The sequence below is a fragment of the Rhodococcus sp. C-2 genome (genome assembly GCF_027854095.1).
Classification (GTDB): domain Bacteria; phylum Actinomycetota; class Actinomycetes; order Mycobacteriales; family Mycobacteriaceae; genus Rhodococcus_F; species Rhodococcus_F qingshengii.
Window position 1 is genome coordinate 66,770 of record NZ_JAQGFI010000019.1, and the last position, 22,019, is coordinate 88,788.

Here is a 22,019-nt window from a genome sequence, read left to right on the forward strand (position 1 = left end):
TCTATTCCGCTTCGGCCTGATCGACTATTCGGGTCGACGCCGATCGCGGGACCACCACCACCGGAACCGGTGAGTACCGCACGATCTTCGCTGCCCGACTGCCGAGGAACACCCGCGCCAGTGGACCTGCCTTGCTCGAGCCGACAGTCAGAACGTCACCTCGGTCCCACTCGACGCCCTCGAGCGCCTCGGCCCAGTTACGACCATGGCTGATAACCGATTCCATGACGTCGGGTATTTCGGGCAGTGCACGCACGCGCTCGAAGGCAGCGTTGGTTTCGCGCTCGACCACCTCGGCCCACTCAGAGATGATCGGTGAATCCCCCTCGGTCCCGAGTGTGGTCGTGTACTGCGCGTTTGCGCGAACTGCAAACGCCGCCAGTCTGAGTCCGGCATCGACACGCGCAGCCACGGTCGCGGCGGCGAGCACCAGATCGTCTTGATCGGGTGTGCCCGAGTATGCGGCGGTGACGCGGCGAACCACCTCACCGGGCTTGGTTCGAAATCCCCTCGGCGCCAGGGCGACCGGAACGTCGGAGCTGTGCAGCAAGCGTGAGGTGACACTGCCGAGAGCCACGTGACCGAACACCCCGGCCGTAGACGAATCCAGGACGATCATCTTGGCTTCGTGCTCGTGAACGAGATCGAGCAGGCCACTCGACGTCGACTGAGCCTCATGCACGACGTAGGTCACGTCGACGTCGGACGGCATGTCTGCCCGCGCTTTGGCCAGTGCCGCTTCGGCTTCGGCTCGCAACTGCTGGTGATATTCGGCGTCGACCCGCGCCATTCCGGGCGGTGGCGGCGAGGGAATCACCGCGCAGATCACCAACGGTTCACCGGACGAGCGCGCCAACAGCGTTGCCAGATGGACGGTTCCGGAACTGTCACCGTCGGGTGCGTATCCCGCGAGCAGCGTCATGACTCGGACTCCGATCCCAACTCGGCGCGGTTCTTCGCACCGAGGCGCGAGTGCTTCATACCGTAGGCGAAGTACCAGATGATCGCGACGGTCACCCAAACGAGGAACACGTAGATCGTGACGGTTCGGAGGTCCTTGATGATCCACAGGCAGCCCAGGATCGAGAGGATCGGTGTGACCGGATAGCCGGGAACTTTGAAGCTGCGCGGCAGGTCCGGGTCACTGCGCCGCAGGATGATGACCCCGACCGAGACCACGAGGAAGGCCACCAGAGTTCCGATGCTGGTCATTTCGGCGAGGAAGTTGATCGGAATGAAACCGGCCAGAATGCTGATGACGACGCAGACGATGATGGTGTTGGGCACCGGCGTCAGAGTCCGCGGGTTCACCTTGTGGAAGATCGACGGAATCATGCCGTCGCGTGACATCGCGAACAGGATGCGGGTCTGACCGTAGATGACCACGAGCGTGACGCTGCAGATCGAGATCACCGCACCGGCGGCCAGAAGTGTTCCCGGCCAGGTAGATCCGGTCACCTGTTCGAGGATGGCGGACAGTCCGGCTTCCTGACCTTCGAACGATGCGGAATCCTGTGCACCGATCGCGACGGCGACAACGGCGATGTAGATCGCGGTGACGGACACAAGTGCAATGAGGATCGCGAGTGGGAGATTGCGACGAGGGTTCTTCACTTCTTCACCGGCGGTGGACACTGCGTCGAGGCCGATATAGGAGAAGAAGATGATTCCGGCGGCGGACATGACGCCGCTGAATCCGAACGGTGCGAAGTCGGCGAAGTGATTGCTGTTCCATCCGGCGATGCCGACCACGATGAAGAGCAGCAGAATCGCGAGTTTGATCGAGACCATGATGGCGTTGGCCTTGGCCGATTCACTGGCGCCGCGGATGAGCAGAACACCGCACAGGCACACCAGGATCACTGCGGGCAGATTGATGATGCCGCCCTGCTCCGGCGCTTGTGACAACGCGTCGGGGATCTGGAACCCGAAGAGGTTGCCAAGCAGCTGGTTCAAGTATTGCGACCATCCGACGGACACCGCCGCGGCCGAGACTCCGTACTCGAGAAGCAGACACGCGCCGACGGCCATGGCCGGAAGCTCTCCGAGCGTCGCGTAAGCGTAGGAATACGACGAGCCCGACGCTGGGACAGCTCCGGCCAACTCCGCGTAACAGATCGCCGTGAGTCCCGCGACGATACCGGCAACAACGAAGGAGATGATGACTGCCGGACCCGCAACCGGGACTGCCTGCGAGAGGACGAAGAAGATACCGGTGCCGATCGTGGCGCCGATGCCGAACATGGACAACTGCGCCAAACCGATACTTCGGGTCAGCTCGCCGCCGTTGGTATCTGCGCCGGTCTCCTGGTCTATCTGCAAAGCCGGCTTGCGCCGAAGTACGTGTTTGACGAGAGTAGCCATCGACGCTCCTCTAGAGTGCCTGGTAGGAAACTGTTGTATCCTCATACTGCACGTAAGTGTCCTGCGACACAACAGTTGGAGCAAAGTTGCCCAGCTCACGCCAACCGTCCGGTCTGGAATGCCCGGATCGTGAACCGCCTTCGGAGAAAACGGGGAGATCATGACCGGACCGACCATCACCGTCGACCTGCGTCGTATCGAACAGAATGCGCGCGTCCTCGTCGAAGCGTCCAATGCCAAGGGTATTGCGGTGGCGGGCGTCAGCAAATCTACATGTGGCTCCCCCAAGGTGGCGCGAGCAATGGTCCGCGGCGGCGTCGCACAGATCGCCGACTCCCGCCTGGACAACCTGGCCCGCATCCGCCGCGACGGCATCACCGTTCCCCTGATGCTGATCCGCGCACCGTCGTTGAACGAGATCGACGACACGATCCGCTACGCGGACATCAGCCTCAACTCGGAGTTGACGACGATTGTTGCTCTGGGCAGAGCAGCACGGGCGCGAGGAGTAATCCACGACATCGTGCTGATGATCGACCTCGGAGATCTCCGCGAAGGGATCCTGCCGGCGGAGGCGTTGGATGTAGTCGCCGAAATCCTTCCCATCGAGGGCATCAGACTGATCGGAATCGGCGCGAATCTCGCGTGCGTCGGCGGCATCCAGCCAACCGTCGACAACCTGTCGAATCTGGTCTACATTGCCGACGAAATCACGAAGCGGTTCTCGATCGAACTGCCGATCGTTTCCGGCGGCAATACGTTCTCTCTGCCACTCCTCGAGACCGGAACGATGCCCGAGGGGATCAACCATCTGCGTTTGGGTGCCAGCATCGTTCTGGCCGAATCACCGACTCCCCCAGGACTGTACGAACTGCTGAACAACGACGCCTTCACTCTCACCGCGGACATCATCGAGGCCAAGATCAAGCCGTCGCGGCCGTATGGAGTGTCAGGGGAAGACGCGTTCGGCCGACGCCCCGTCTTCGACAACGAGGACAAGCCGAGCCGACGCCTGATCTTGTCCATCGGCCGCGAAGACATCTCGCCGGAAGGATTGACCCCAATCGATCCGCGCCTGAAGGTGATCAGCGCCAGTAGCGATCACCTCCTCGTCGACGCCGGAGAAACAGGCGACGAATACCGACTGGGTGGGACGGTCGACTTCACGATCGACTACGGCGCGCTCTTGATGGCGATGACATCGCCCTACGTCGAAAAGCGCTATGTCCTGGGCACTGAACCGATTGATGCCAATGCGACAGTCGAATTGATCGACCTCGAAACTACCGGCCTGGCAAGCCATCTCCTCGATCACGGTCTACGTGAGGACATGTCCGGAATCGGTTTCGACTGCGTTCAAGGAGAGAATGCCGCTGCGGATCTCACAACGCTGCCGCTGTGGCTCACTGCCGAAGCCTGGCAGAACACCAGAATTCCGATCGCCACCGAACCTGGAACCGATTTGGGTGCAATCATTTTCGCTTCACACGGTGACATCGAGCAATTGCTGTCGTCGGCGGCGGATCTGCACGGCCCCAGTTTGGAGAACACCGTCTTGGTGGGCGTCAAGAACGCCACGGTCGATCACAAGCGCGCACTCGACGAGTACGGGGTATTGCTGGTGACGATCGACGAGATCGATCGCCATGGCATGGCGGCCTTGATGCCTCGCGTTCTCGCCGCGGCGGGACAGGGTGTGAACGGCGTCCACGTCCACTTCGACATGGACATCATCGACGGGCGTGTTCTCGGCGTCGACGACACGACACATCTGGGCGGCCTCACATTCCGAGAAGCGCACCTCGCCGCCGAATTCATCAGCGAGACCGGCCTGACGAGATCGATTTCGATCGGCAGCGTTGCGGGAGCGGATTCCGATCCTCTCGGCCGTCAGGCGACCTTCGTCGACGGACTGGTTGCATCGCTGCTCGGGCGCAAGGTGGTCAAAGCCTGACGTTGTCGGCAGCCCTTGCGAGAATCGTTCGATGATCATGCGGAGCCCCGGTCAGCACGTATTCATCGCACTCGGCACGCCATGGATCGATGCCGTGGTCGCGTTTCTCGAACCCAGAGCACGCCTCGATCCCTGGATCATGCGCGGAAAGATGGACATCGGTGACCTGATGATCACGGTTCTCGACACCACTCCTCGCACGGTGCTCTGCATCGAGACCGTGGCTGCGCCGTTCGACGGCACGTCGCGGATGGAAGTCGATGAACGCCCGTACGAACTCCACGGTTTGCCCACCGTTCCAGAACTCGAACAACGATGGTCCATCACGTTTCCCACGGATCCTGGGCCGGTCGACGACGCACTGGCCGACCGGATTCTCACGGCCGGCCAGTCGCACTATGCGCACTACTTCGGCGACATCGACACGCTGGATCCGACGTCCACAGCTGCCCACGCCCGAACGTTGATGAACGAGCGGGGCAACTGCACAGGTTGCGGCTCACCGATGCCGTTGCGAAAGTTCAACAGCAGCGATCGCCTTCACTTTCATTCCGCATCACGGATCTTCAGGCAGGCTGAACCTGGTGACGACTACCCAGCCGTCCTGTGCCGCAAGTGCACCGGAAGGAGGGCCACGTCTGGGCACACCAACTTCATCGACTACATGCTGGCGAAAAATCCACCGTGCCCACACTGCGGTGCACACAGAACCGCTCAGTGTGCCCCGGGGATGCCGGTCCATCCGTTCGATCACCTACCGTGGCTCGCCGCAACTGGCTGCGTCGTGGGACCGGACACCCCGGAATGGACGTGCCGAGCGTGCAGTCACTCATGGGGACAGATGTTCCCGCCGGATCACCCGCAGCACGACTGATCAGTTCGCGACAAAGCCGGGAAGCCGATCGATGTCCGCGATGATCGAATACTCCGCGGCGTCACCCTGGAGGATTCGACTCTGCTCGCCGTGGACGTCGACGGGGACGTCGCCGGCCAATGTCACACGGTGCACACTGCGGGCCTGAGTCCCGTAGTCGGCGATACCGTAATGCTGAGTCGCCTGGTTGTCCCAGATCGCCAGGTCGCCGGCCGACCAGTTCCATCGAACAGTGTTTTCCAACTTGATGATTCGTGCCTGCAGGATCTGGTAAAGAGCGACCGACTCTGACGGCTTGAGCCCGACGAACTCCTTGAAGAAGTGACCGAGCAGGAGGGTCTTCTCCCCCGTCGCCGGATGGATACGCACCACCGGGTGTTCGGTCTCGTAGATCTCACGGGTGAATTCGGCGTAGTAGGCCTGGCGCTGCGCGTCCACCGGGTTCGCCTGATCGACAACCTCGGCATAGTCGTAGGCATTGGTGTGAACGGCCCGCAAATTCTCGACCAAGACTTTGAGCGAAGGCGGCAGTTGGTCGTACGCAGCGGTGGTCGACGCCCACGTGGTCGCTCCGCCGTACTCGGGAATGGTCGTCGCTCGCAGAATCGAGGCTTTCGGAATGCGGTCGACAAACGTCACGTCCGTGTGCCAACTGTTGGCGGCACGGTCGAGCACCAACAGCTTGTCGCCCCTGGACTTCACCGTCGGATGCGGGGTGGTCTGGGTGCCGAGGGTTCCGGCGAATTCGTACTGCGACGTGTCGTCGAGATGATGCTGCCCACGGAAGAACACAACCTTGTGCGCTGCCAGCGCATAGTTGATCGCGTAGGCGGTCTCTTCGGACAGATCCCCAGAGAGGTGTACGCCGTCGATGCGGGCGCCGATCAGCTCACCGACCTTGTGGACAGTGATTCCGCCGGCAGCGTAGATCTGCTCCGGGGTCTGGGTGACACGTTCGAGTTCGGTGACGGACATGGCGATCTCCTGTGAGTCGGTCAAGCCTACGGGCGCGGCAGTCGACATGGCGCTGCCTACTGTGAACACTCAATCATTTACGCTGCGGGCTCGAATACGGTTGAACTCGAGGTGATCTCAAAGTTCGCCGCTCCCTCGCCGGAGAATATTGCCGCTCACTGGGACGAGGCCGTCGTCGTTGTCGTCATGAGCTGTAGCGTGCGATCTGCCGCACCCACGTCTACGGAGGACAGCATGCAACCCGAGGGCCCTGCCGAACAGATTCGTTCAACGCTCGCTCGCATCGCGCATCTTGCCGATACCGGCTCGGTCGAGGATTACGTGGAGCAGTTCACGCGCGAGGCCGAATGGAACATGCCGGCCAATCCCGATCGCGGTATCCCCGCACAGGTACGACGTGGCCGTGAAGAAATTGCTGCTGGAGTTCGCGAGCGTCGCGCGGCCGGCATTCAAGGGCCTGGCACGTTCACACGTCACGTCACCACGGCGATCGCCGTGGACGTGACGTCGGAAACTACAGCCCGCGCGGACGCGGTGTGGACGTTCTACGTCGACACAGCCACGTCGCCCGAACTCAGCGGCGTCGGGAGCTACGCGGACGAGTTCGAACTCGAAGATGGGCGGTGGCGACTCTCGCGACGGGTGATTTCGCGCGGCTGACGCTCAGTCTTCTTCGCCGGTGATCGCCTCACACCAGTCTTCGACCTGATCGATCCCCTCTTCCGTCCATTCCGGGCTCATATCTTCGAGTGCATCGAAGACAACCTCGCAGGTCAGCATCTCCGGTGAACCCTCCGACCCCGCTGCCTCGGTTCGCTCCGCAGACGCTGTCGCAACTGGGCCGGCGGCCAGCGCAACCGCCACCGCGCCTGTTCCGACCATCGCTTTCACACGCATCGGTTCTCCTCCTTCACTCTCGCTTCGGTCCTCGGGGTACCCGACTCGCCCCGCGCTACCCATCCCCGTCACTCATGTCCGACTTTCGGCGCCGACGGCATAGACTGAGCTCGTCGCCACCACGCTCTCGCAGCGTCGGGGGCGACAGATACACAGCTGGATCAGAATCGGAAGGCATCCCATTACAGAATCTCCCGCTCCGCACGACATCTACTTCGTACCTCCGGAGCAGGACAGCCCCAATCCTGTGGAGCCGGCGTCGGCCGCGTCACGCGCACGGATGGGCGAGCTACCCGAGACCGTCCGATTCAAGAATCGTTTTGCCCTCGCGATCACGACCACCACGCCGCTCGAAGCGATGGTCGAAGATCTCCTCTTCATCCGCGACATCCTCGACGCCGCAGGAATCGAGTATCTACTCGTCCGCGGAAACGACGAGCGCCCGGTCATCGCGGTCAGCTGGACGGAACGCAAGAACCTGCGGCAGGCACTTGTCGAGGGATGCGCAAACGCACCCTTCTATTCCAAAACCGTCGACGCGAAGAAGAGTCCAGCGCTCCTTGTCGCGGACGGTGCCCTGTCGAAAACCAACAAGTCACGGATCTTCCGCTTGTTCCGTCCGAGGGTTCACGTCGCAAGCGGTATGAACTACGGCGCGAACATCGGCGTTCAGATCGAATTGTGGTCGATTTCCGACGAAGAAATCGTCCTACCCGTCGAGAACTCACTGACACGACGAACCGTCCTCCCCGAAGAAGCTGTCCGAGGAACCGTCGAGCGATTCGGCCGGATCTGGCCGACCATCGAGAACATGTTCGCCGATCATGCCTCCGATATCAGCTTCGATATCGATCTTGTCTTTTCCTGGGTCGACGGTTCTTCCAAAGAGTTTCAGGCTCAGCGCGCCAAGCGCATGCAGAACTACATCGTCGGCGAGGGCGACGAATCAGAAGCGCGCTTCCGTCAGATCGACGAGCTCAAATACGCACTTAGATCTATCCACATGTACGCGCCGTGGATCCGGCGGATCTTCGTCGCAACCGATTCCGATCGTCCGGACTGGCTTGCCGACGATCCGCGAGTCACGTTCATGCCCAGCGAAAAGTTCTTCGCCGATCCAAGTGTGTTGCCCACCCACAATTCTCAAGCTGTCGAGTGCCAGCTGCACCATATTCCGGGTCTGGCAGAGCATTTCCTCTACTCCAATGACGACATGTTCTTCGGTCGCCCCGTCGGCCCTGACATGTTCTTCTCCCCCGGTGGGATCAGCATGTTCATCGAGGCCGACACCAGAATCGGATTGGGACACAACGACAACGACCGCAGCGGGTTCGAGAATGCGGCCCGCGTCAACCGCCGTCTGCTGCAGGACCGCTTCGGTCTGATGACCACCAGACATCTGGAGCACGCAGCGACGCCACTACGCAAGAGCGTGATGGCCGAGATGGAACGCGAGTTCGCCGAAGACTTCGCGGCCACTGCAGCAAGCACCTTCCGCGCGAGTTCCAATATCTCGGTGACCAATTCGCTGTACCACTACTACACGCTCATGAGTGGACGGTCGGTGGTGCAGAAGTCCGCCGCCGTCAAATACGTCGACACGACGGTCAAGGCCGGTTTGCGCGACATGGACTCACTGCTCGCCAAGCGCTCCATGGACTTCTTCTGCCTCAACGACGGCAGCGCTCCGGAGATCGATCTGGAACTTCGCACACGCAAGATCACGGAGTTCCTGGAGAGCTACTACCCCATCCCGGCGCCCTGGGAAGCCTAGACGAAACAAGGGCCCAGCCGATTTCGGCTGGGCCCTTGCTACTTCGGTCGATCAGCGTGCTGTCACATGCTCCCGTTGCACCGGAATGGGCAGACCGAGATTGTCACGCAACGTCGTTCCTTCGTAGTCACTGCGGAGAACACCTCGATCCTGCAGCAGCGGCACCACGTCGTCGACGAACTCGTCGAGGCCGGTCGGCACAAGGTGCGACCCGAGGATGAACCCATCCGAACCGTCGTTGCTGACAAACGAATCTATTTTCTCGGCAACCTGCTGCGGTGTACCCACGATCGGTCCACGCTCGAACTGATCGATCACCACTTCGCGCAGATTCAACTTCTTGCTCTCCGCTACCGCGCGCAGTTTTGCGACGGTCGCGAAACGATCTTGGTGAATGAAGGCGCGGCCCTGGATGATCGGCGGAGCCTCGGGATCCGGAGCGATATCGGGTAGTGGTCCTTCGGGGTCGTACTTCGACAGATCGAGATTCCAGATCTGTTCGAGCAGAACCAAAGCGGTCTGGCCGGTGACCTGCTGGTCGCGAATCTCTCGGTACTTCTCGATCGCATCTGCCTCCGAGGTGCCGAGAACAAAACTCGCCGACGGCAGGATCTTGATGTCACCCGGGTCACGTCCGGCCGCAACGGCACGTGCTTTGATATCGCGATAGAAATCGGCCGCCTCGGGCAACTGACCGTACGGTGAGAAGATCGCGTCGGCATTGCCGGCAGCAAAATCGCGCCCCTGCGGCGACACCCCGGCCTGCAGAATAACCGGGCGCCCTTGCGGGCTACGCGGCACTGTGAATCGGCCGTTCACGTCGAAATGCGATCCATGAAAAGCGAATTCACCGGCATCCGGTCGCGCGAGAAAGCGCCCTGATGCCTTGTCGGCCACGATGTCGTCGCTTCGCCACGAATCCCACAGTTCACGCACCAGCGCTACGGTCTCCTCCGCACGCTCGTATCGTTGCGCGCGGTCGAGGTATCCGCCGCGGCGAAAGTTCTGGCCGGTGAATGCGTCGAACGAGGTGACGACGTTCCAGGCGGCACGTCCTCCGGACAACTGATCGAGCGTCGCGAATTGGCGGGCCAGTTCGTACGGCTCGTTGAACGTGGCATTGATAGTGCCGGCCAATCCGAGGTGTTCGGTTACCGCCGCCAACGATGCAAGGACCGTGAAGGTGTCCGGCCTACCGATGATGTCCTGATCGAAAATCTGTCCTGCACGCTCACGAAGGGCAAGGCCTTCGGCGAGGAAGAAGAAGTCGAACTTCCCACGCTCGGCGGTTCGAGCGGTGTGTTCAAAGGAATCGAACTCGATCTGGCTGCCCGCCTGCGGATCCCACCATGCAGTGTGATGGTTGACGCCGCCGAGGTAGGCACCCAGGATGACCTGCTTACGCTTCTGAGAACTCATGAAAATGTATTCCTCGTCTGTCAGGCGGCCGGAGTACCGGCGGCGTAGCGGTTGGGAACGTCGATGGGTAGGCCAAGCAGTCCGCGAAGATTCGTCTGCGGATACTCGGTGCGGAATACGCTGCGTCGCTGCAATTCAGGTACCAGCTCACCTGCGATCGCGTCGAGGTCGTCCACGACGACGCCCGGCCGCAACCGGAAGCCGTCGATTCCCAACTGCTGCCACCGGAACAGAAGATCTGCCAACTCAGCCGCGGTGCCGGTGAAGGTCAGCGCGTCCGAACGGTATTCGGCGCCGGCCTGCGCGTCGAGGCGAGCGAGCCGTTCCTTTCCGGTTTCTTCCGGAGCATCGAAGAATACGACGATGTCGGTGAAGACCCGAAGCGGTTCGCCGGTGCGCTGCACGTGTTCTTCGGCTGCTCGCACTTCACCCAGGATTGCCGTGACCTGCTCGTCGTCGAACGGCGTCACGAACACCAGATCGGCCGTCCGCGCCGCCAGCTCGTACGCGACCCGCTGATGAGCCAATGCGGTGACGACGGGATGCCCCTGCGGCGGGCGCGGAGTCACCGACGGTCCACGGACCGAGAGGTACTTTCCCTCGAAGTCGATGTAGTGCAGCTTGTCCCGGTCGATGAATCGGCGCTGCTCCACATCACGGATCTCGGCGTCGTCCTCCCAACTGTCCCAGAGTCTCCGGACGACGTCGGCTGCCTCCGCAGCTTCGTCGAACAGCGCGCGCACGAAGTCCGGGAGGACGCCTGAAACGATCGACTGACGGTCGGCATCGGTGAGCGCTGGGATGTCGCGGCGCCCGAAATGTGCTGCCTCGGATTCCGACGCCGACACCTTCACCTGCCACCCGGCGCGACCGCGCGAGGTGTAGTCCAGCGTGGCAACGGCTTTGGACACGTGGAACGGTTCGGTGTGAATGGTGGTGATGGTCGGGATCAACCCGATGTTGCTCGTGATCGGTGCCAGTCGGGCGGCCACGAGATGTGCGTCGAGCCGAGCGCGCACCCGGTCAACCGCGTCGTCGACAGGCTCGAGTGGGTTGGCTGGCACCGAGAGACTGTCCTCGATGGTGACGAAATCGAGCAGACCACGCTCGGCGGTCGTCACCACGTCAGTCCAATACGACGCGCTGAACAGCTCACTCGGGCGCGAGTGCGGCTCTCGCCAGGCTGCAGGGTGCCAACCGGCACCGTCCAGCGCTACGGCGAGATGCAACGGAGCAAGATGAGAGGAGGGGGTGGAGGTCATCGGCGCATACTCCTGTTCGAGAACTACTCGGGAGCGCACAGTGCCGACCGCAGAAACCGTCAGCACCCGACTGACGGTTCTCGTGGCGACTGCCGCTTGCGACACGCACCGCGCGTATCGCCAGGTGTGATTCCGGGGCACCCCATCGGCATGAAGGGTTGCCGTCCAGCTAGCCGGTCCTTGTTGCTGGAGCTCTGCACCTACCTCGACGGTAGTGAGTACGCGACCGCCCGGCAATCACCCGGAACTGCGCGTGGGTGTCGGAAACCGCCTGCCATCTCAGATGATCGAGCGTGCCGCCTTTTCGCTCTCGAGGATTCGAATGCCGGCAACACTGAGCCTCCGGGCACCCTCGGCCGCGTCGACGGGCTCACCGACCGTCACGTGCGCGCCGAGTGGAACGACCGAATGAACAATTGTCTCGTCGTACACGTGCACCAGATTGCACCCCTGAGCCCCGTCACGACCACGCTGACCACCGACTTCCACATTCAAGTCCTGGGTGTAACACGTCGACGACGCCACGGAAACCGGAATGCCGGCGAACGTCGCCGTCGTCGAATAGTGCAGATGCCCAGCAAGAATCGCCCGGACGTCGCTGCCACGCAAGACGTCTGCCAACCGGGACTGATCGCGCAACTCCACCAGAACCGCGAGATCCTGAATGCACGGAACCGGCGGATGATGCAGCGCCAGAATTGTTCCCTCGGGCGCGGGCACCGCCAATTCTGCGCGTAGCCAATCCAATTGACGATCCGAGATCTCACCGTAGTGATGACCGGGAACCGACGAATCCAAGGTGATCACCCGCAGTCCGTCAAGGTCGTAGACGTTGTCGACGGGATGATCGGTGGCGTCCTCGCCCAACAGCAGAGATCTGAAAGTAGAGCGGTCGTCGTGGTTGCCCATCGCCCAGATGACCTGCGCATCGATCTCGGCCGCCACGGGTTCCACGATGGCTTTCAATTCCGCGTATGCGTCGGGGTGTCCCTGGTCGGTCAGGTCGCCGGTGAATATCAGTGCATCCGGGCGTGCGCCCGAGGCCACGATCCCGCTGAGCACTTCCCGCAATCTCGTCGACGCATCCACGGCGTCGTACAACTCCCCCTGAGCCACCAGATGCGTGTCACTGAGGTGCACCAGGAAATGCTTCGGACGCGGGTACTCGGCATTCCGAACGCTCATCGGTCTCTCGCTTCCGCTTGCCGACGCGTAGGCGCCGGTGCGGCACCTACTGATCGTCGAGACTAGTCAACCGACCAACAGTGACTGATCGGGGCACGCCCGACGAACACGAAGCGAACTCCCGCGGCGACCCTCGGGATCGAGTAGTTGAAGCTGCGAGTAGTGTGTGGACAGTGTTGTTCCTGACCAGTCGGCGTTACGTCGACCTTCGCCTGCAGGCGAGCGCAATGTGTACGCGCTCGCTCTGACCTGACGCGTACCAGGAAACATTTCTTCGAATCTGCCCGGCCTCTGGTGCCGCGCTGCGTTTCGCTCCCTTGATTTTCGAAAGGCATAGTCATGCCCAGCTCCACCTCCACCGGCGTGCCGGAAAAGTCCACGTCCCGTTTTCCGTCCTGGGCGACGGCATTCGGACCGCAGATCGTCGCCGGTCTCGTACTCGGTGTCATCATCGGTCTCGTCGCCCGGGCAATGCCTGATGCGGCCGACGGCAACGTCAACTGGTTGGTCGGCACCGTACAGACCATCGGTTCGAGTTACGTCAAGCTGCTCACCGTTGCGGTGATCCCGCTGGTGTTCACCGCCATTGTCAGCTCCATCGCCAACCTGCGCCAGGTCGCCAATGCAGCTCGCCTGGCCGTGCAGACCTTGCTCTGGTTCGCGATCACCGCTTTCATTGCTGTGATCATCGGCATCATCGTCGGCCTGATCACCGATCCCGGTTCACGGACCGATGTCGCCGCCGAAGCAGCGAAGGAACCCAAGAGCTCCGGCTCGTGGTGGGCGTTCATCACCGGACTGGTTCCGAACAACTTCCTGGGGTTGGGTGCAAAGACTTCCGTCGCCGAAGGCGTGGCGACTACATCGCTGAGCTTCAACGTCCTGCAGCTGCTCGTCATCGCCGGTGCAATCGGTATTGCTGCACTCAAGATCGGTCCCAAGGCTGCGCCGTTCCTCGAGTTCAACGCTTCGCTGCTCGCGATCGTACAGAAGGTCCTGTGGTGGATCATCCGCCTCGCCCCGATCGGCACCGCCGCGCTGATCGCCAACGCTGTCGCCACCTACGGCTGGGATGCAATCGGCTCGCTGGGCGTCTTCACCGCCGCCATCTACATCGGTCTGGCCATTGTCTTCTTCGTGGTCTACCCCATCCTGATTGCCGCACACGGTCTCTCGGTTCGAAGCTTCTTCTCCGGTGTCTGGCCCGCAACTCAGCTCGGGTTCGTCTCGCGCTCGTCGATCGGCACCCTGCCGTTGACCGAACGCGTCACCGAACGCAACCTCGGTGTTCCGCGTGAGTACGCCTCGTTCGCCGTTCCGCTCGGTGCCACCACGAAGATGGACGGTTGCGCCGCAATCTATCCCGCGATCGCGGCAATCTTCGTCGCCGGCTTCTACGACGTTCCGCTGACCTTCACCGATTACCTGCTGATCGTCGTCGTTTCGGTCATCGGCTCGGCAGCAACGGCCGGAACCACCGGTGCGACAGTCATGCTCACACTCACACTCTCCACCCTGGGTCTTCCCCTTGCCGGCGTCGGACTGCTCCTCGCAGTCGAACCGATCGTCGACATGGGCCGCACCGCAGTCAACGTCACCGGCCAGGCTCTGGTTCCGGTCATCGTCGCAAAGCGTGAGGGAATCCTCGACAAGGAGCGCTTCGACGCTCCCCGCAACGGTGATCCCTTCGCCGAGGAACTTGTCGACGCGTAACCCTCGATGACTACAGCAGCGTCCCCGCACCTGAGCAATACGGTGCGGGGACGCTGCTGTTCACCCCAGATTTCACCCTTACCGAAATAAACCATTTGGTCGTTATGACCAGTATGCTCAGCCGGCACAGCCCTCAGAAGTGGAAGGGCTGCCCAGTTGAACACGAGGTCACATGAAGCTCCGCCGTCTGGCATTCAGCGTCGCAGGTTGCGCCGCAATCACTCTGGTTGCCGCACCCGCCGCTCAGGCATCCACGGTTTTCGATTTCCTACCGATCGAGATCGCACGCATGATTCCGACTGGCTCTGCCGACGCAGTCCAGCCGTTCCTTCCCCCGGTCTTCGCACCGCCGGCGCCGCCCGCTCCGCAAGCGCCCCAGAACCAGCCGGCGCCGCAGAACACTCCCGCACCAGCGCGGTACTACCAGAACTGCACAGCCGTTCGTAATGCCGGCGCAGCTCCGTTGTACCGGGGCCAGAACGGATACGCCCCGCATCTCGACCGCGACAACGACGGCATCGCCTGCGAGTGATCCAACGCTCGGGTTGTGGTGCATCCACAACCCGAGCACTGTTGTCGAACCGTCAGACGCCCAATGCCCGGGACAGAGTCGGCCACGCCTTCGGCAGTCGTTCACGCCAATACGCCCACGCGTGCGTGCCGTTCGGCTCGTAATCCACCTGCGCCGGAATCTTCAGCTCCTGCAACCGAGCGTCGAACATCTTGGTGCAGGCGTGGGCGGCAACCTCGATGCCGCCGCCGATCACCAGACGCTCGAGCAGTTCAGGAGTCTGCAGCGTCTCGTCAGATCCGGGACGACCGTTTGCCGTCGACACGTAGATTTCCTTGCCACGCAACTTCTCTGCGTTGATCAACGAATCGTGTGCCTCCCACTCCGGGCCCCCTGGCACACCCCAGATGTTGGCCGGATCTCCGCTTCGAGAAGAAATCGTGGCCTGGACGGCAGTTCGGCCGAGCGGATCCATCGTGGAATAACAGCCGCTGAACACGGCAACGCCGCGATACATGTCCGGAAAGCGTTGGGCGAGCATCATTGCACCCATCGCGCCCATGGAATTGCCGGCAATCGCGTTGATTCCGTTGGTCTCGAGTCGCGCGTCGATCAGCGGTGGCAACTCCTCGGTGATGAAGGTTTCCCACTTGTGCAGTCCCAGCCGCGGATCCGGATTCTCCCAGTCCGAGTACAGGCTCGCGATTCCGCCATTGAGCATCACGACGTTGACGTTCTTGTCGGCGAAGAACGCCGGGGCGCCGCCGATCGTCATCCATCCGCTGCTTTTCTCTCCGGCGTCGACACCCTCGAGCATGTACAGCGCTGGGCGCGGAACCGAATTGTCAGCGGGTAGCAAAATCTCGACGCCGACCTCGCGTCGAAGTGCGGGCGACGCCACCGTCAGCCTGATCGCTTGTGGTGCGGTCACCTTCTCGCCGACGATGGCCGGGACGACGATGTCGTCGCGCAGGTCCGGTTTGGGGCCCGGATCCTCCTGAAGTGGTCCCGGGATCGTCGACCCCGAGCTCACGCTTCCCTCGACGCTGCCCAGACTTCCCGAGCTTCCCGAACTACCCGAGCTTCCGGAACTCGGCGCTGCCGTCGACAGTCCGCCCAATTGCAAAGAAAGTGCACAGACGGCCAAACACACCGCACCTGTGCGCGCAGATCGAATCCACGCACGCCGCTCAGTCCTCATGAAACTCCCAAACCAGTCAAAGATGTTTCCGTGAACATACCGTGCAGTTCGGACTTTCTTGGACAAACGACCACGACAAGATCTGTCGGTCGCCGCTACTAGGCTGGCCCCCGTGCAACCGGATTCAGTCAGGGCCCTCGACCTCGACCGAATTCGCGCTGTCGTGGGCACAACCACCTACGACCGCGGACTTGTCTACCTGCGGGAGAATGCAGTCGAATCCATCGGATGGAACGACACCGCTGACATCTTGACCGGCGCTGTATCGGGAACTGCGCGAGAGCCGTACACCTGCACGATTTCGGTAAGTCGCGGCGCGGCCGGTACAGCAACGTTCACGCGTGGCCTCTGCACGTGTCCCGTGCGGATGAACTGCAAGCACGTAGTCGCGTTGGTGCTCGCAGCGGTTGCCGAGGCGAACAAGACTCCACAACACCTCGGATGGGACAGCTCGCTCGAGGAGTTGCTCCGACCAGACCTGGCCGGCCGCACTACACGTGGACTTGGCATTCAATTCACCACCCGAACCAAGGGCGCATCGACAAGGCTCATCATCAAACCCGTACAACCAGGAGCGAGAGGGTGGATCTCCGGCGGGCTCGCCTGGAACAAACTCGGAAGCACTTTTCAGTTCCCCGCAGATCACCTCCGGGTTCTACGCGACATACATCTCCTCCACAGCGCCGGCAACTACTACCGAAATCAAAATGCCGCGGAAATCGATCTTGCCGGGTTCGCGAGCCCGCAACTCTGGTCGCTTCTTCGTGAGGCCCTCAGCGTCGGCGTTTCACTCGTTCACTCGAAAGCCGGCCTCGGCAACATCTCCCTACTCTACGACGCCAACATCTGCCTCGACGTCCACGGAGCGGAAGACAACAACCTCCGTCTCACTCCCCGAATTCAGACCGATGGGCACATCGTGACTCATTCCGACTGGGGACTGGTCGGCACGCCGGCACATGGCGTCTTCGCGCTCGACGCCGCCAACGCGATCACTCTCGCACCACTGCACACGCCGATAACTCACCAATTGAGGCAGTTGATCGACTCCGGAAAATCGGTCGACATACCCGCCGAGCATCGGGATGCATTCACGTCGCGGTTCGTGTTCAAACTCGGAAACCTCGCTCCCGTCATATCTTCCGACGGTGCTTACAACCCACCGACTGTGTCCGGTCCTCGGCTACAACTGATGGCCACTTACGCGGACAACCACCGCATCGACATCGAATCGGCATGGAAGTACACCGTCGATGCCGACGAACTGATCATTTCTACCGCAGACACAACCACCGACGAGTCCGAGATCCGCAACCACGTTGCCGAAGATGCCATTGCCAAGAGCCTCGGTGCGGCCGCGGCGAAGGCCACTCTCGCGGGAACTTTGACCGGCCTCGATTCCATGCAGTTCACACTCGACCTCCTGCCCCAACTCGAAGCGCACGACGCCATCGACCTCACGGTTGCAGGAACCCCCGCCGACTACCGGCCTGCAGACGACGCTGTCGTGATCGGCCTCAGCACATCAGCCCCCGACGGGGACAGCGGATCCGACTGGTTCGACCTCGATGTCACCGTCGATGTTGCGGGACAAAGCGTTCCGTTCACAACACTGTTCTCTGCTCTGAGCAAGGGCGAGACTCACATACTGCTACCGGACGGCGCCTTCTTTCGGCTCGACGCACCTGAACTACTCGGCCTGCACCGTCTCATCACCGAAGCGCGGTCGCTACTCGATCGGCCTACCGGCAAACTCGGGATCAGCAAATTTCAGGCCGGACTGTGGGAAGAATTGACGGCGCTCGGAAGGGTGGAACATCAAGCAGCAGCTTGGAAGAAGCAGATCGCAGGATTGCTCGGCAGTTCGGGCATCGATCCCGTCGAAGTCCCGGACACGTTGACGGCAACGCTACGTCCCTATCAGGTCGACGGATTCCGTTGGCTCAATTTCCTCCGACTGCACAACTTGGGCGGCATACTCGCCGACGACATGGGCCTGGGCAAGACCCTGCAGACCCTCGCAATGATCTGCGCTGCAAGGCAATCGAATCCGGCCGCGCCTCCCTTTCTGATCGTCGCTCCCACCAGCGTGGTCTCCAACTGGAAGTCCGAAGTGGCGAAGTTCGCACCGACCCTCCACACCGCTGTCATCACGGATACTCTGCGGCGCAGAAGAACCGACCTGGCAACACTCGTCGACGGGGCGGATATCGTCGTGACGTCGTACGCTCTCTTTCGCCTCGACACCGATGCGTATTCCGCCGGCCGCTGGTCCGGACTGGTGCTCGACGAAGCCCAATTCGCCAAGAACCACAAGTCCAAGGTCCACAAGTGTGCGACGGCAGTGAACGCACCCTTCAAACTCGCGATCACCGGAACACCCATGGAAAACAATCTCATGGAGTTGTGGTCGCTCCTCGCAATCACTGCACCAGGACTGTTTCCCAGCCCCACCACCTTCACCGATTTCTACCGCACTCCCATCGAAAAGGAAGGCGACACAGAGCGATTGGCGCAACTGCGACGACGCGTCAAACCGCTGATGGTGCGGCGCACCAAGGAACAGGTGGCTGCGGACTTGCCGCCCAAGCAGGAGCAGGTACTCGAGATCGAGTTGCATCCGAGCCATCGCGCGATCTACGACACCCACCTGCAACGCGAACGGCAGAAGATTCTCGGACTGCTCGACGACGTCGACAAGAATCGGTTCACGATCCTGCAATCGCTGACGCTGCTACGCCAACTCAGTCTCGACGTCTCGCTGGTCGACGAGGAAAGCGGACCCGTCCCATCGGCCAAGGTCGACGCTCTCGTCGAGCAATTGGACGACGTCATTGCCGGCGGACACCGTGCGTTGATCTTCAGCCAATTCACCGGGTTCCTCGGTTCTGTCCGCAACCGACTCGACGAGGAAAGAATTCCGTACAGCTATCTCGACGGTTCGACGCGCAATCGCGGTGAAGTGTTGGAGGAGTTCAAGTCTGGTGCAGTCCCCGTCTTCCTGATCAGCCTCAAGGCTGGTGGCTTCGGCCTCAATCTCACCGAGGCCGACTACTGCTTCATTCTCGACCCCTGGTGGAACCCGGCCGCCGAGGCACAAGCGGTCGACCGTACTCACCGCATCGGGCAGACACGAAACGTCATGGTCTACCGCCTCATTGCCAAAGACACCATCGAAGAGAAGGTCATGGCGCTCAAAGCCAAGAAGTCGGCATTGTTCTCGAATGTCATGGACGCCGAAGGCACACTGGGCACCGGACTCGACGCCGAGGATCTTCGCGCGCTGTTCGAGTGAGGTGCCTATTCGGTCGAACCGCACCTACCCGCTCACGGTAATGTGAGTCGCGAACGGACAACACAGAACTCCCGAACGAAGAAATCCACTTCGTTCGAACGAGAGGAACCTGAATGGGCGTCACACTTGCCAAGGGCGGCAACGTATCTCTGTCGAAGGCCGCACCCAATCTGACCAAGGTCGCAGTCGGTCTCGGCTGGGATGCACGCAGCACCAGTGGTGCCGACTTCGACCTCGACGCCAGCGCGTTGGTCACCGGCCCGGAACGCAAGGTCCTTTCCGACCTTCACTTCGTCTTCTACAACAACCTTCGCTCGCCCGACGGATCCATCGAGCACACCGGCGACAACCTCACCGGTGAAGGTGACGGCGACGACGAGGTCATCAACGTCGACCTCCCGGCTGTACCGCCCAACGTCACCAACATCTTCTTCCCCGTCTCGATTCACGACGCCGATGCGCGACTCCAGTCCTTCGGACAGGTCACCAACGCCTACATCCGCGTCGTAGATCTGTCGAACGGCTCCGAACTGGCACGCTACGACCTCTCCGAAGATGCATCCACCGAGACAGCCATGCTTTTCGGTGAGCTCTACCGCCACAATGGCGAATGGAAGTTCCGTGCAGTCGGACAGGGATACGCATCGGGACTGGCCGGAATCGCCCGCGACTACGGCGTGAACATCTGATCTCTATCGGTACACGAAACGGGGTTCGATTCGGCATTGCCGGATCGAACCCCGTTTCGGTTGTCTGCGTCGACGCGCGAGTTAACGCCGCAGGATCGCCCTCGCGAGGTGAACAGCCCAGGGCGAGTCCGCTTTGCTGCCGAACTTCCCCAGCTCGTACCCCGTAGCGCCGATCAATCCGAGCACCTCTACGGTGCTCCCGGACGTGTCACGTCTGGAAGTCTGAGCTCCAGCCATCAGGATGCTCGACGACCGAATCGACTCCAGCGCTCCCGCGACGAAACGATGACGATCCGCCGGGGACATGCCGGCGGCTACGGCAAGGAGGACGAGGAGTTCCACCGCTCTCTGCGAGCCGCCGGGCGCAACCGGAACTCCCTCGACGATCACCGACCACGTCATTGACGCGTCCCGCTCTGCCGACTGTCCCCGCTTCGTCAGAACAATCTGCCCTTTGTGCTTTCGCACCAGGCCGAACTTCTTGAGCACTGCGAAGAGTGATCGCCCTTGTGGAAGGTTTACAGGTCCCAGTTCAGGTTCGTCGAGCATCGCGTCGACCGTCGTGAAGAAATCATCGGCACCGATCCCTTCGACACCGATCAGAGCCAGAACCGCTTGAATGCGTTGGCCCGCCTCGACGTGGACCAACTCCCCGATTGCCGACTGATCGTCAATGCCTGCTCGGGCGAGGACCGCGTGCAGTTCCGGGACTCGCGAGGGTCCCAGGCATTCGACGAGCTTTGCAATGTCGTACGACGCAGCGATCTCGTCCGGTTTAGGACTATGCAGTCGATTATTGACCTCAGCGATCTCGAATCGTGTCGGCTCGAATTCAGTTTGCGGCCATTCGAGGGTCCATTCATGGGAGCGCAGCTTCTCCGAAGCGAGAACACCGAGGAGTTGCTCGTACTCGTCAGGTCCGACACATTCCTCCGGCGGACAAGCACCGCGACCCGCGGCACACACAACTTGGAACCCGTCGGGCAGTACTTCGGAAGATTCAAGTGTCAGCGTGTGGCGCCAGTTCCCGAAGCGTCCGTAGCGATAACTGATTTCATCGCCAGGCGAGACCATGACCTCGTCCAGGCGTACCGCGGACTCTACGATCGCGGCTCGGCCGGCGCGACGCTGCTCTGCGTTGCTCCCGGAAGCTACGTACTCTTCGACCTCGCCGGGAAATCGGCTGCCGGACTTGGACCACGCGTGCGATTGACGGTCACTCCACCCCATTGCCCGTTGAACCACCGAATGCAGGTCATCCAGATTCAGATCCGACGCGACGAGGATTCGTCGCCAGATCTGAGTGGAAACATTGTCGACACTGATACGTATCGCGTATTGCGCCGGTACCGCGCGTCTCTTCGAACGCAACGATCGCGCAATCTGAATGCCCCCACGCCCTCCGCCAGCTTCTTGTACAAACCTTTGCAGTTCTTCAGGTTCCGTCGGAACGAGTCGCAAATGCGACACCCTCGAGCTGCTCAACCCCACCATGAGACTCAGCCTAGGCCAAAGTGCTAGGGACGAAGGCACAAAATCGGAGAGTACTTCGGACTTATGAGACGGTTCACAACCTAATACCTTGGCTAACAAGTCGCTACGTGCGTCGGCGGCGGCATCTTCCTCGCCCAATTCCTGCCCTGATGGTGAACGGCACGTTCGGTCGATCTGAGGCGACGAAAGTGCCGTTCACTCGATGCGGGGATGCCAGCGGGGATGCTCCCCCTTCGATCGTGCGAACGGTACGTTCGGTCGATCTGAGGCGACGACAGTGCTGTTCGCTCGAAGTCGGGGGTGCCGGCGGGGGTGCTTTCGGGTGTTGGCGGGGTGGGGTGTTTTGGGTACGAGAAAGCCCCCCAACCAGTACTGGTTGGGGGGCTTCTCTAATGTGTGTTCGGCGGTGTCC

Annotated in this window: 17 protein-coding genes and 1 riboswitch; of the genes, 8 read left to right on the top strand and 9 right to left on the bottom strand. The window is 61.5% G+C overall.

Annotated elements, in window-relative coordinates; genetic code table 11:
• Position 1 precedes the first annotated feature (1 nt).
• Both PCS43_RS30425 and PCS43_RS30430 read right to left on the bottom strand, forming a co-directional pair.
• The gene (locus PCS43_RS30425) at positions 2 to 922 is read right to left on the bottom strand and encodes a universal stress protein (protein WP_003940649.1); all 921 of its coding nucleotides are present in this window, start codon (positions 920 to 922) and stop codon (positions 2 to 4) included.
• Complete coding sequence (locus PCS43_RS30430) at positions 919 to 2,364, bottom strand: amino acid permease (protein WP_070160170.1); 1,446 nt, start codon at positions 2,362 to 2,364, stop codon at positions 919 to 921. The genes PCS43_RS30425 and PCS43_RS30430 overlap by 4 nt, the downstream gene beginning before the upstream one ends.
• 160 nt (positions 2,365 to 2,524) lie before the next feature.
• Between PCS43_RS30430 and PCS43_RS30435 the strand changes: the two genes are divergently transcribed.
• Together PCS43_RS30435 and PCS43_RS30440 are read left to right on the top strand one after the other, a co-directional pair.
• Positions 2,525 to 4,318: an alanine racemase gene (locus tag PCS43_RS30435; RefSeq protein WP_209909261.1), complete on the top strand. Its 1,794-nt coding sequence runs from the start codon at positions 2,525 to 2,527 to the stop codon at positions 4,316 to 4,318.
• 31 nt (positions 4,319 to 4,349) lie between these two features.
• Entirely contained in the window at positions 4,350 to 5,192 is an 843-nt protein-coding gene (locus tag PCS43_RS30440; RefSeq protein WP_209909264.1) for a hypothetical protein, read from the top strand.
• On the opposite strand, the gene PCS43_RS30445 is transcribed toward PCS43_RS30440, so the two are convergent.
• On the bottom strand, positions 5,193 to 6,167 hold the full coding sequence (locus PCS43_RS30445) for a TauD/TfdA dioxygenase family protein (RefSeq protein WP_083059573.1): 975 nt from the start codon (positions 6,165 to 6,167) through the stop codon (positions 5,193 to 5,195).
• 111 nt (positions 6,168 to 6,278) lie between these two features.
• Between PCS43_RS30445 and PCS43_RS30450 the strand changes: the two genes are divergently transcribed.
• Positions 6,279 to 6,827 carry a nuclear transport factor 2 family protein gene (locus PCS43_RS30450; protein ID WP_225320091.1) on the top strand — a complete coding sequence of 183 codons (549 nt, stop codon included), beginning with the start codon at positions 6,279 to 6,281 and terminating at the stop codon, positions 6,825 to 6,827.
• 3 nt (positions 6,828 to 6,830) lie between these two features.
• On the opposite strand, the gene PCS43_RS30455 is transcribed toward PCS43_RS30450, so the two are convergent.
• A complete protein-coding gene (locus PCS43_RS30455; RefSeq protein ID WP_047269827.1) occupies positions 6,831 to 7,064 on the bottom strand; it encodes a hypothetical protein in 234 nt (77 codons plus the stop codon).
• Positions 7,065 to 7,344: 280 nt separating this feature from the next.
• On the opposite strand from PCS43_RS30455, the gene PCS43_RS30460 reads away from it, so the two are divergent.
• Positions 7,345 to 8,838, top strand: a complete 1,494-nt coding sequence (locus tag PCS43_RS30460; RefSeq protein ID WP_020970156.1) for a stealth family protein — start codon at positions 7,345 to 7,347, stop codon at positions 8,836 to 8,838.
• Between the two features lie 51 nt (positions 8,839 to 8,889).
• Here PCS43_RS30460 and PCS43_RS30465 read toward each other — a convergent pair whose 3' ends face one another.
• The 3 genes from PCS43_RS30465 to PCS43_RS30475 all read right to left on the bottom strand — a co-directional run bounded on the left by PCS43_RS30465 (position 8,890) and on the right by PCS43_RS30475 (position 12,704).
• Positions 8,890 to 10,257, bottom strand: coding sequence for an NtaA/DmoA family FMN-dependent monooxygenase (locus tag PCS43_RS30465; protein WP_007729254.1), 1,368 nt, complete (start codon positions 10,255 to 10,257; stop codon positions 8,890 to 8,892).
• A gap of 20 nt (positions 10,258 to 10,277) precedes the next feature.
• Positions 10,278 to 11,624, bottom strand: coding sequence for an LLM class flavin-dependent oxidoreductase (locus PCS43_RS30470; protein ID WP_209909267.1), 1,347 nt, complete (start codon positions 11,622 to 11,624; stop codon positions 10,278 to 10,280).
• Positions 11,607 to 11,720, bottom strand: a riboswitch (SAM riboswitch). Its footprint overlaps the gene before it by 18 nt.
• A 78-nt stretch (positions 11,721 to 11,798) precedes the next feature.
• Entirely contained in the window at positions 11,799 to 12,704 is a 906-nt protein-coding gene (locus PCS43_RS30475; RefSeq protein WP_065455956.1) for a phosphodiesterase, read from the bottom strand.
• Between the two features lie 339 nt (positions 12,705 to 13,043).
• On the opposite strand from PCS43_RS30475, the gene PCS43_RS30480 reads away from it, so the two are divergent.
• Complete coding sequence (locus PCS43_RS30480) at positions 13,044 to 14,417, top strand: dicarboxylate/amino acid:cation symporter (protein ID WP_003940669.1); 1,374 nt, start codon at positions 13,044 to 13,046, stop codon at positions 14,415 to 14,417.
• Positions 14,418 to 14,589: 172 nt separating this feature from the next.
• Positions 14,590 to 14,949: an excalibur calcium-binding domain-containing protein gene (locus PCS43_RS30485; protein WP_003940648.1), complete on the top strand. Its 360-nt coding sequence runs from the start codon at positions 14,590 to 14,592 to the stop codon at positions 14,947 to 14,949.
• A 52-nt stretch (positions 14,950 to 15,001) separates the two neighbouring features.
• On the opposite strand, the gene PCS43_RS30490 is transcribed toward PCS43_RS30485, so the two are convergent.
• Entirely contained in the window at positions 15,002 to 16,129 is a 1,128-nt protein-coding gene (locus PCS43_RS30490; protein WP_031333643.1) for an alpha/beta hydrolase, read from the bottom strand.
• A gap of 112 nt (positions 16,130 to 16,241) precedes the next feature.
• On the opposite strand from PCS43_RS30490, the gene PCS43_RS30495 reads away from it, so the two are divergent.
• Both PCS43_RS30495 and PCS43_RS30500 read left to right on the top strand, forming a co-directional pair.
• Positions 16,242 to 19,424: a DEAD/DEAH box helicase gene (locus PCS43_RS30495; RefSeq protein WP_064444046.1), complete on the top strand. Its 3,183-nt coding sequence runs from the start codon at positions 16,242 to 16,244 to the stop codon at positions 19,422 to 19,424.
• Between the two features lie 113 nt (positions 19,425 to 19,537).
• Positions 19,538 to 20,113 carry a TerD family protein gene (locus PCS43_RS30500; RefSeq protein WP_003940660.1) on the top strand — a complete coding sequence of 192 codons (576 nt, stop codon included), beginning with the start codon at positions 19,538 to 19,540 and terminating at the stop codon, positions 20,111 to 20,113.
• 81 nt (positions 20,114 to 20,194) lie between these two features.
• Here the strand turns inward: PCS43_RS30500 and PCS43_RS30505 are convergent, their stop codons facing one another.
• Positions 20,195 to 21,484, bottom strand: a complete 1,290-nt coding sequence (locus tag PCS43_RS30505) for a plasmid pRiA4b ORF-3 family protein (protein ID WP_225320092.1) — start codon at positions 21,482 to 21,484, stop codon at positions 20,195 to 20,197.
• Between the last annotated feature and the right edge of the window lie 535 nt (positions 21,485 to 22,019).

Coding starts and splice junctions, on each gene's coding strand:
- PCS43_RS30425 (WP_003940649.1), bottom strand. CDS start 922: ATGACGCTGCTCGCGGGATACGCACCCGACGGTGACAGTTCCGGAACC.
- PCS43_RS30430 (WP_070160170.1), bottom strand. CDS start 2,364: ATGGCTACTCTCGTCAAACACGTACTTCGGCGCAAGCCGGCTTTGCAG.
- PCS43_RS30435 (WP_209909261.1), top strand. CDS start 2,525: ATGACCGGACCGACCATCACCGTCGACCTGCGTCGTATCGAACAGAAT.
- PCS43_RS30440 (WP_209909264.1), top strand. CDS start 4,350: ATGATCATGCGGAGCCCCGGTCAGCACGTATTCATCGCACTCGGCACG.
- PCS43_RS30445 (WP_083059573.1), bottom strand. CDS start 6,167: ATGTCCGTCACCGAACTCGAACGTGTCACCCAGACCCCGGAGCAGATC.
- PCS43_RS30455 (WP_047269827.1), bottom strand. CDS start 7,064: ATGCGTGTGAAAGCGATGGTCGGAACAGGCGCGGTGGCGGTTGCGCTG.
- PCS43_RS30460 (WP_020970156.1), top strand. CDS start 7,345: ATGGGCGAGCTACCCGAGACCGTCCGATTCAAGAATCGTTTTGCCCTC.
- PCS43_RS30465 (WP_007729254.1), bottom strand. CDS start 10,257: ATGAGTTCTCAGAAGCGTAAGCAGGTCATCCTGGGTGCCTACCTCGGC.
- PCS43_RS30475 (WP_065455956.1), bottom strand. CDS start 12,704: ATGAGCGTTCGGAATGCCGAGTACCCGCGTCCGAAGCATTTCCTGGTG.
- PCS43_RS30480 (WP_003940669.1), top strand. CDS start 13,044: ATGCCCAGCTCCACCTCCACCGGCGTGCCGGAAAAGTCCACGTCCCGT.
- PCS43_RS30485 (WP_003940648.1), top strand. CDS start 14,590: ATGAAGCTCCGCCGTCTGGCATTCAGCGTCGCAGGTTGCGCCGCAATC.
- PCS43_RS30490 (WP_031333643.1), bottom strand. CDS start 16,129: ATGAGGACTGAGCGGCGTGCGTGGATTCGATCTGCGCGCACAGGTGCG.
- PCS43_RS30500 (WP_003940660.1), top strand. CDS start 19,538: ATGGGCGTCACACTTGCCAAGGGCGGCAACGTATCTCTGTCGAAGGCC.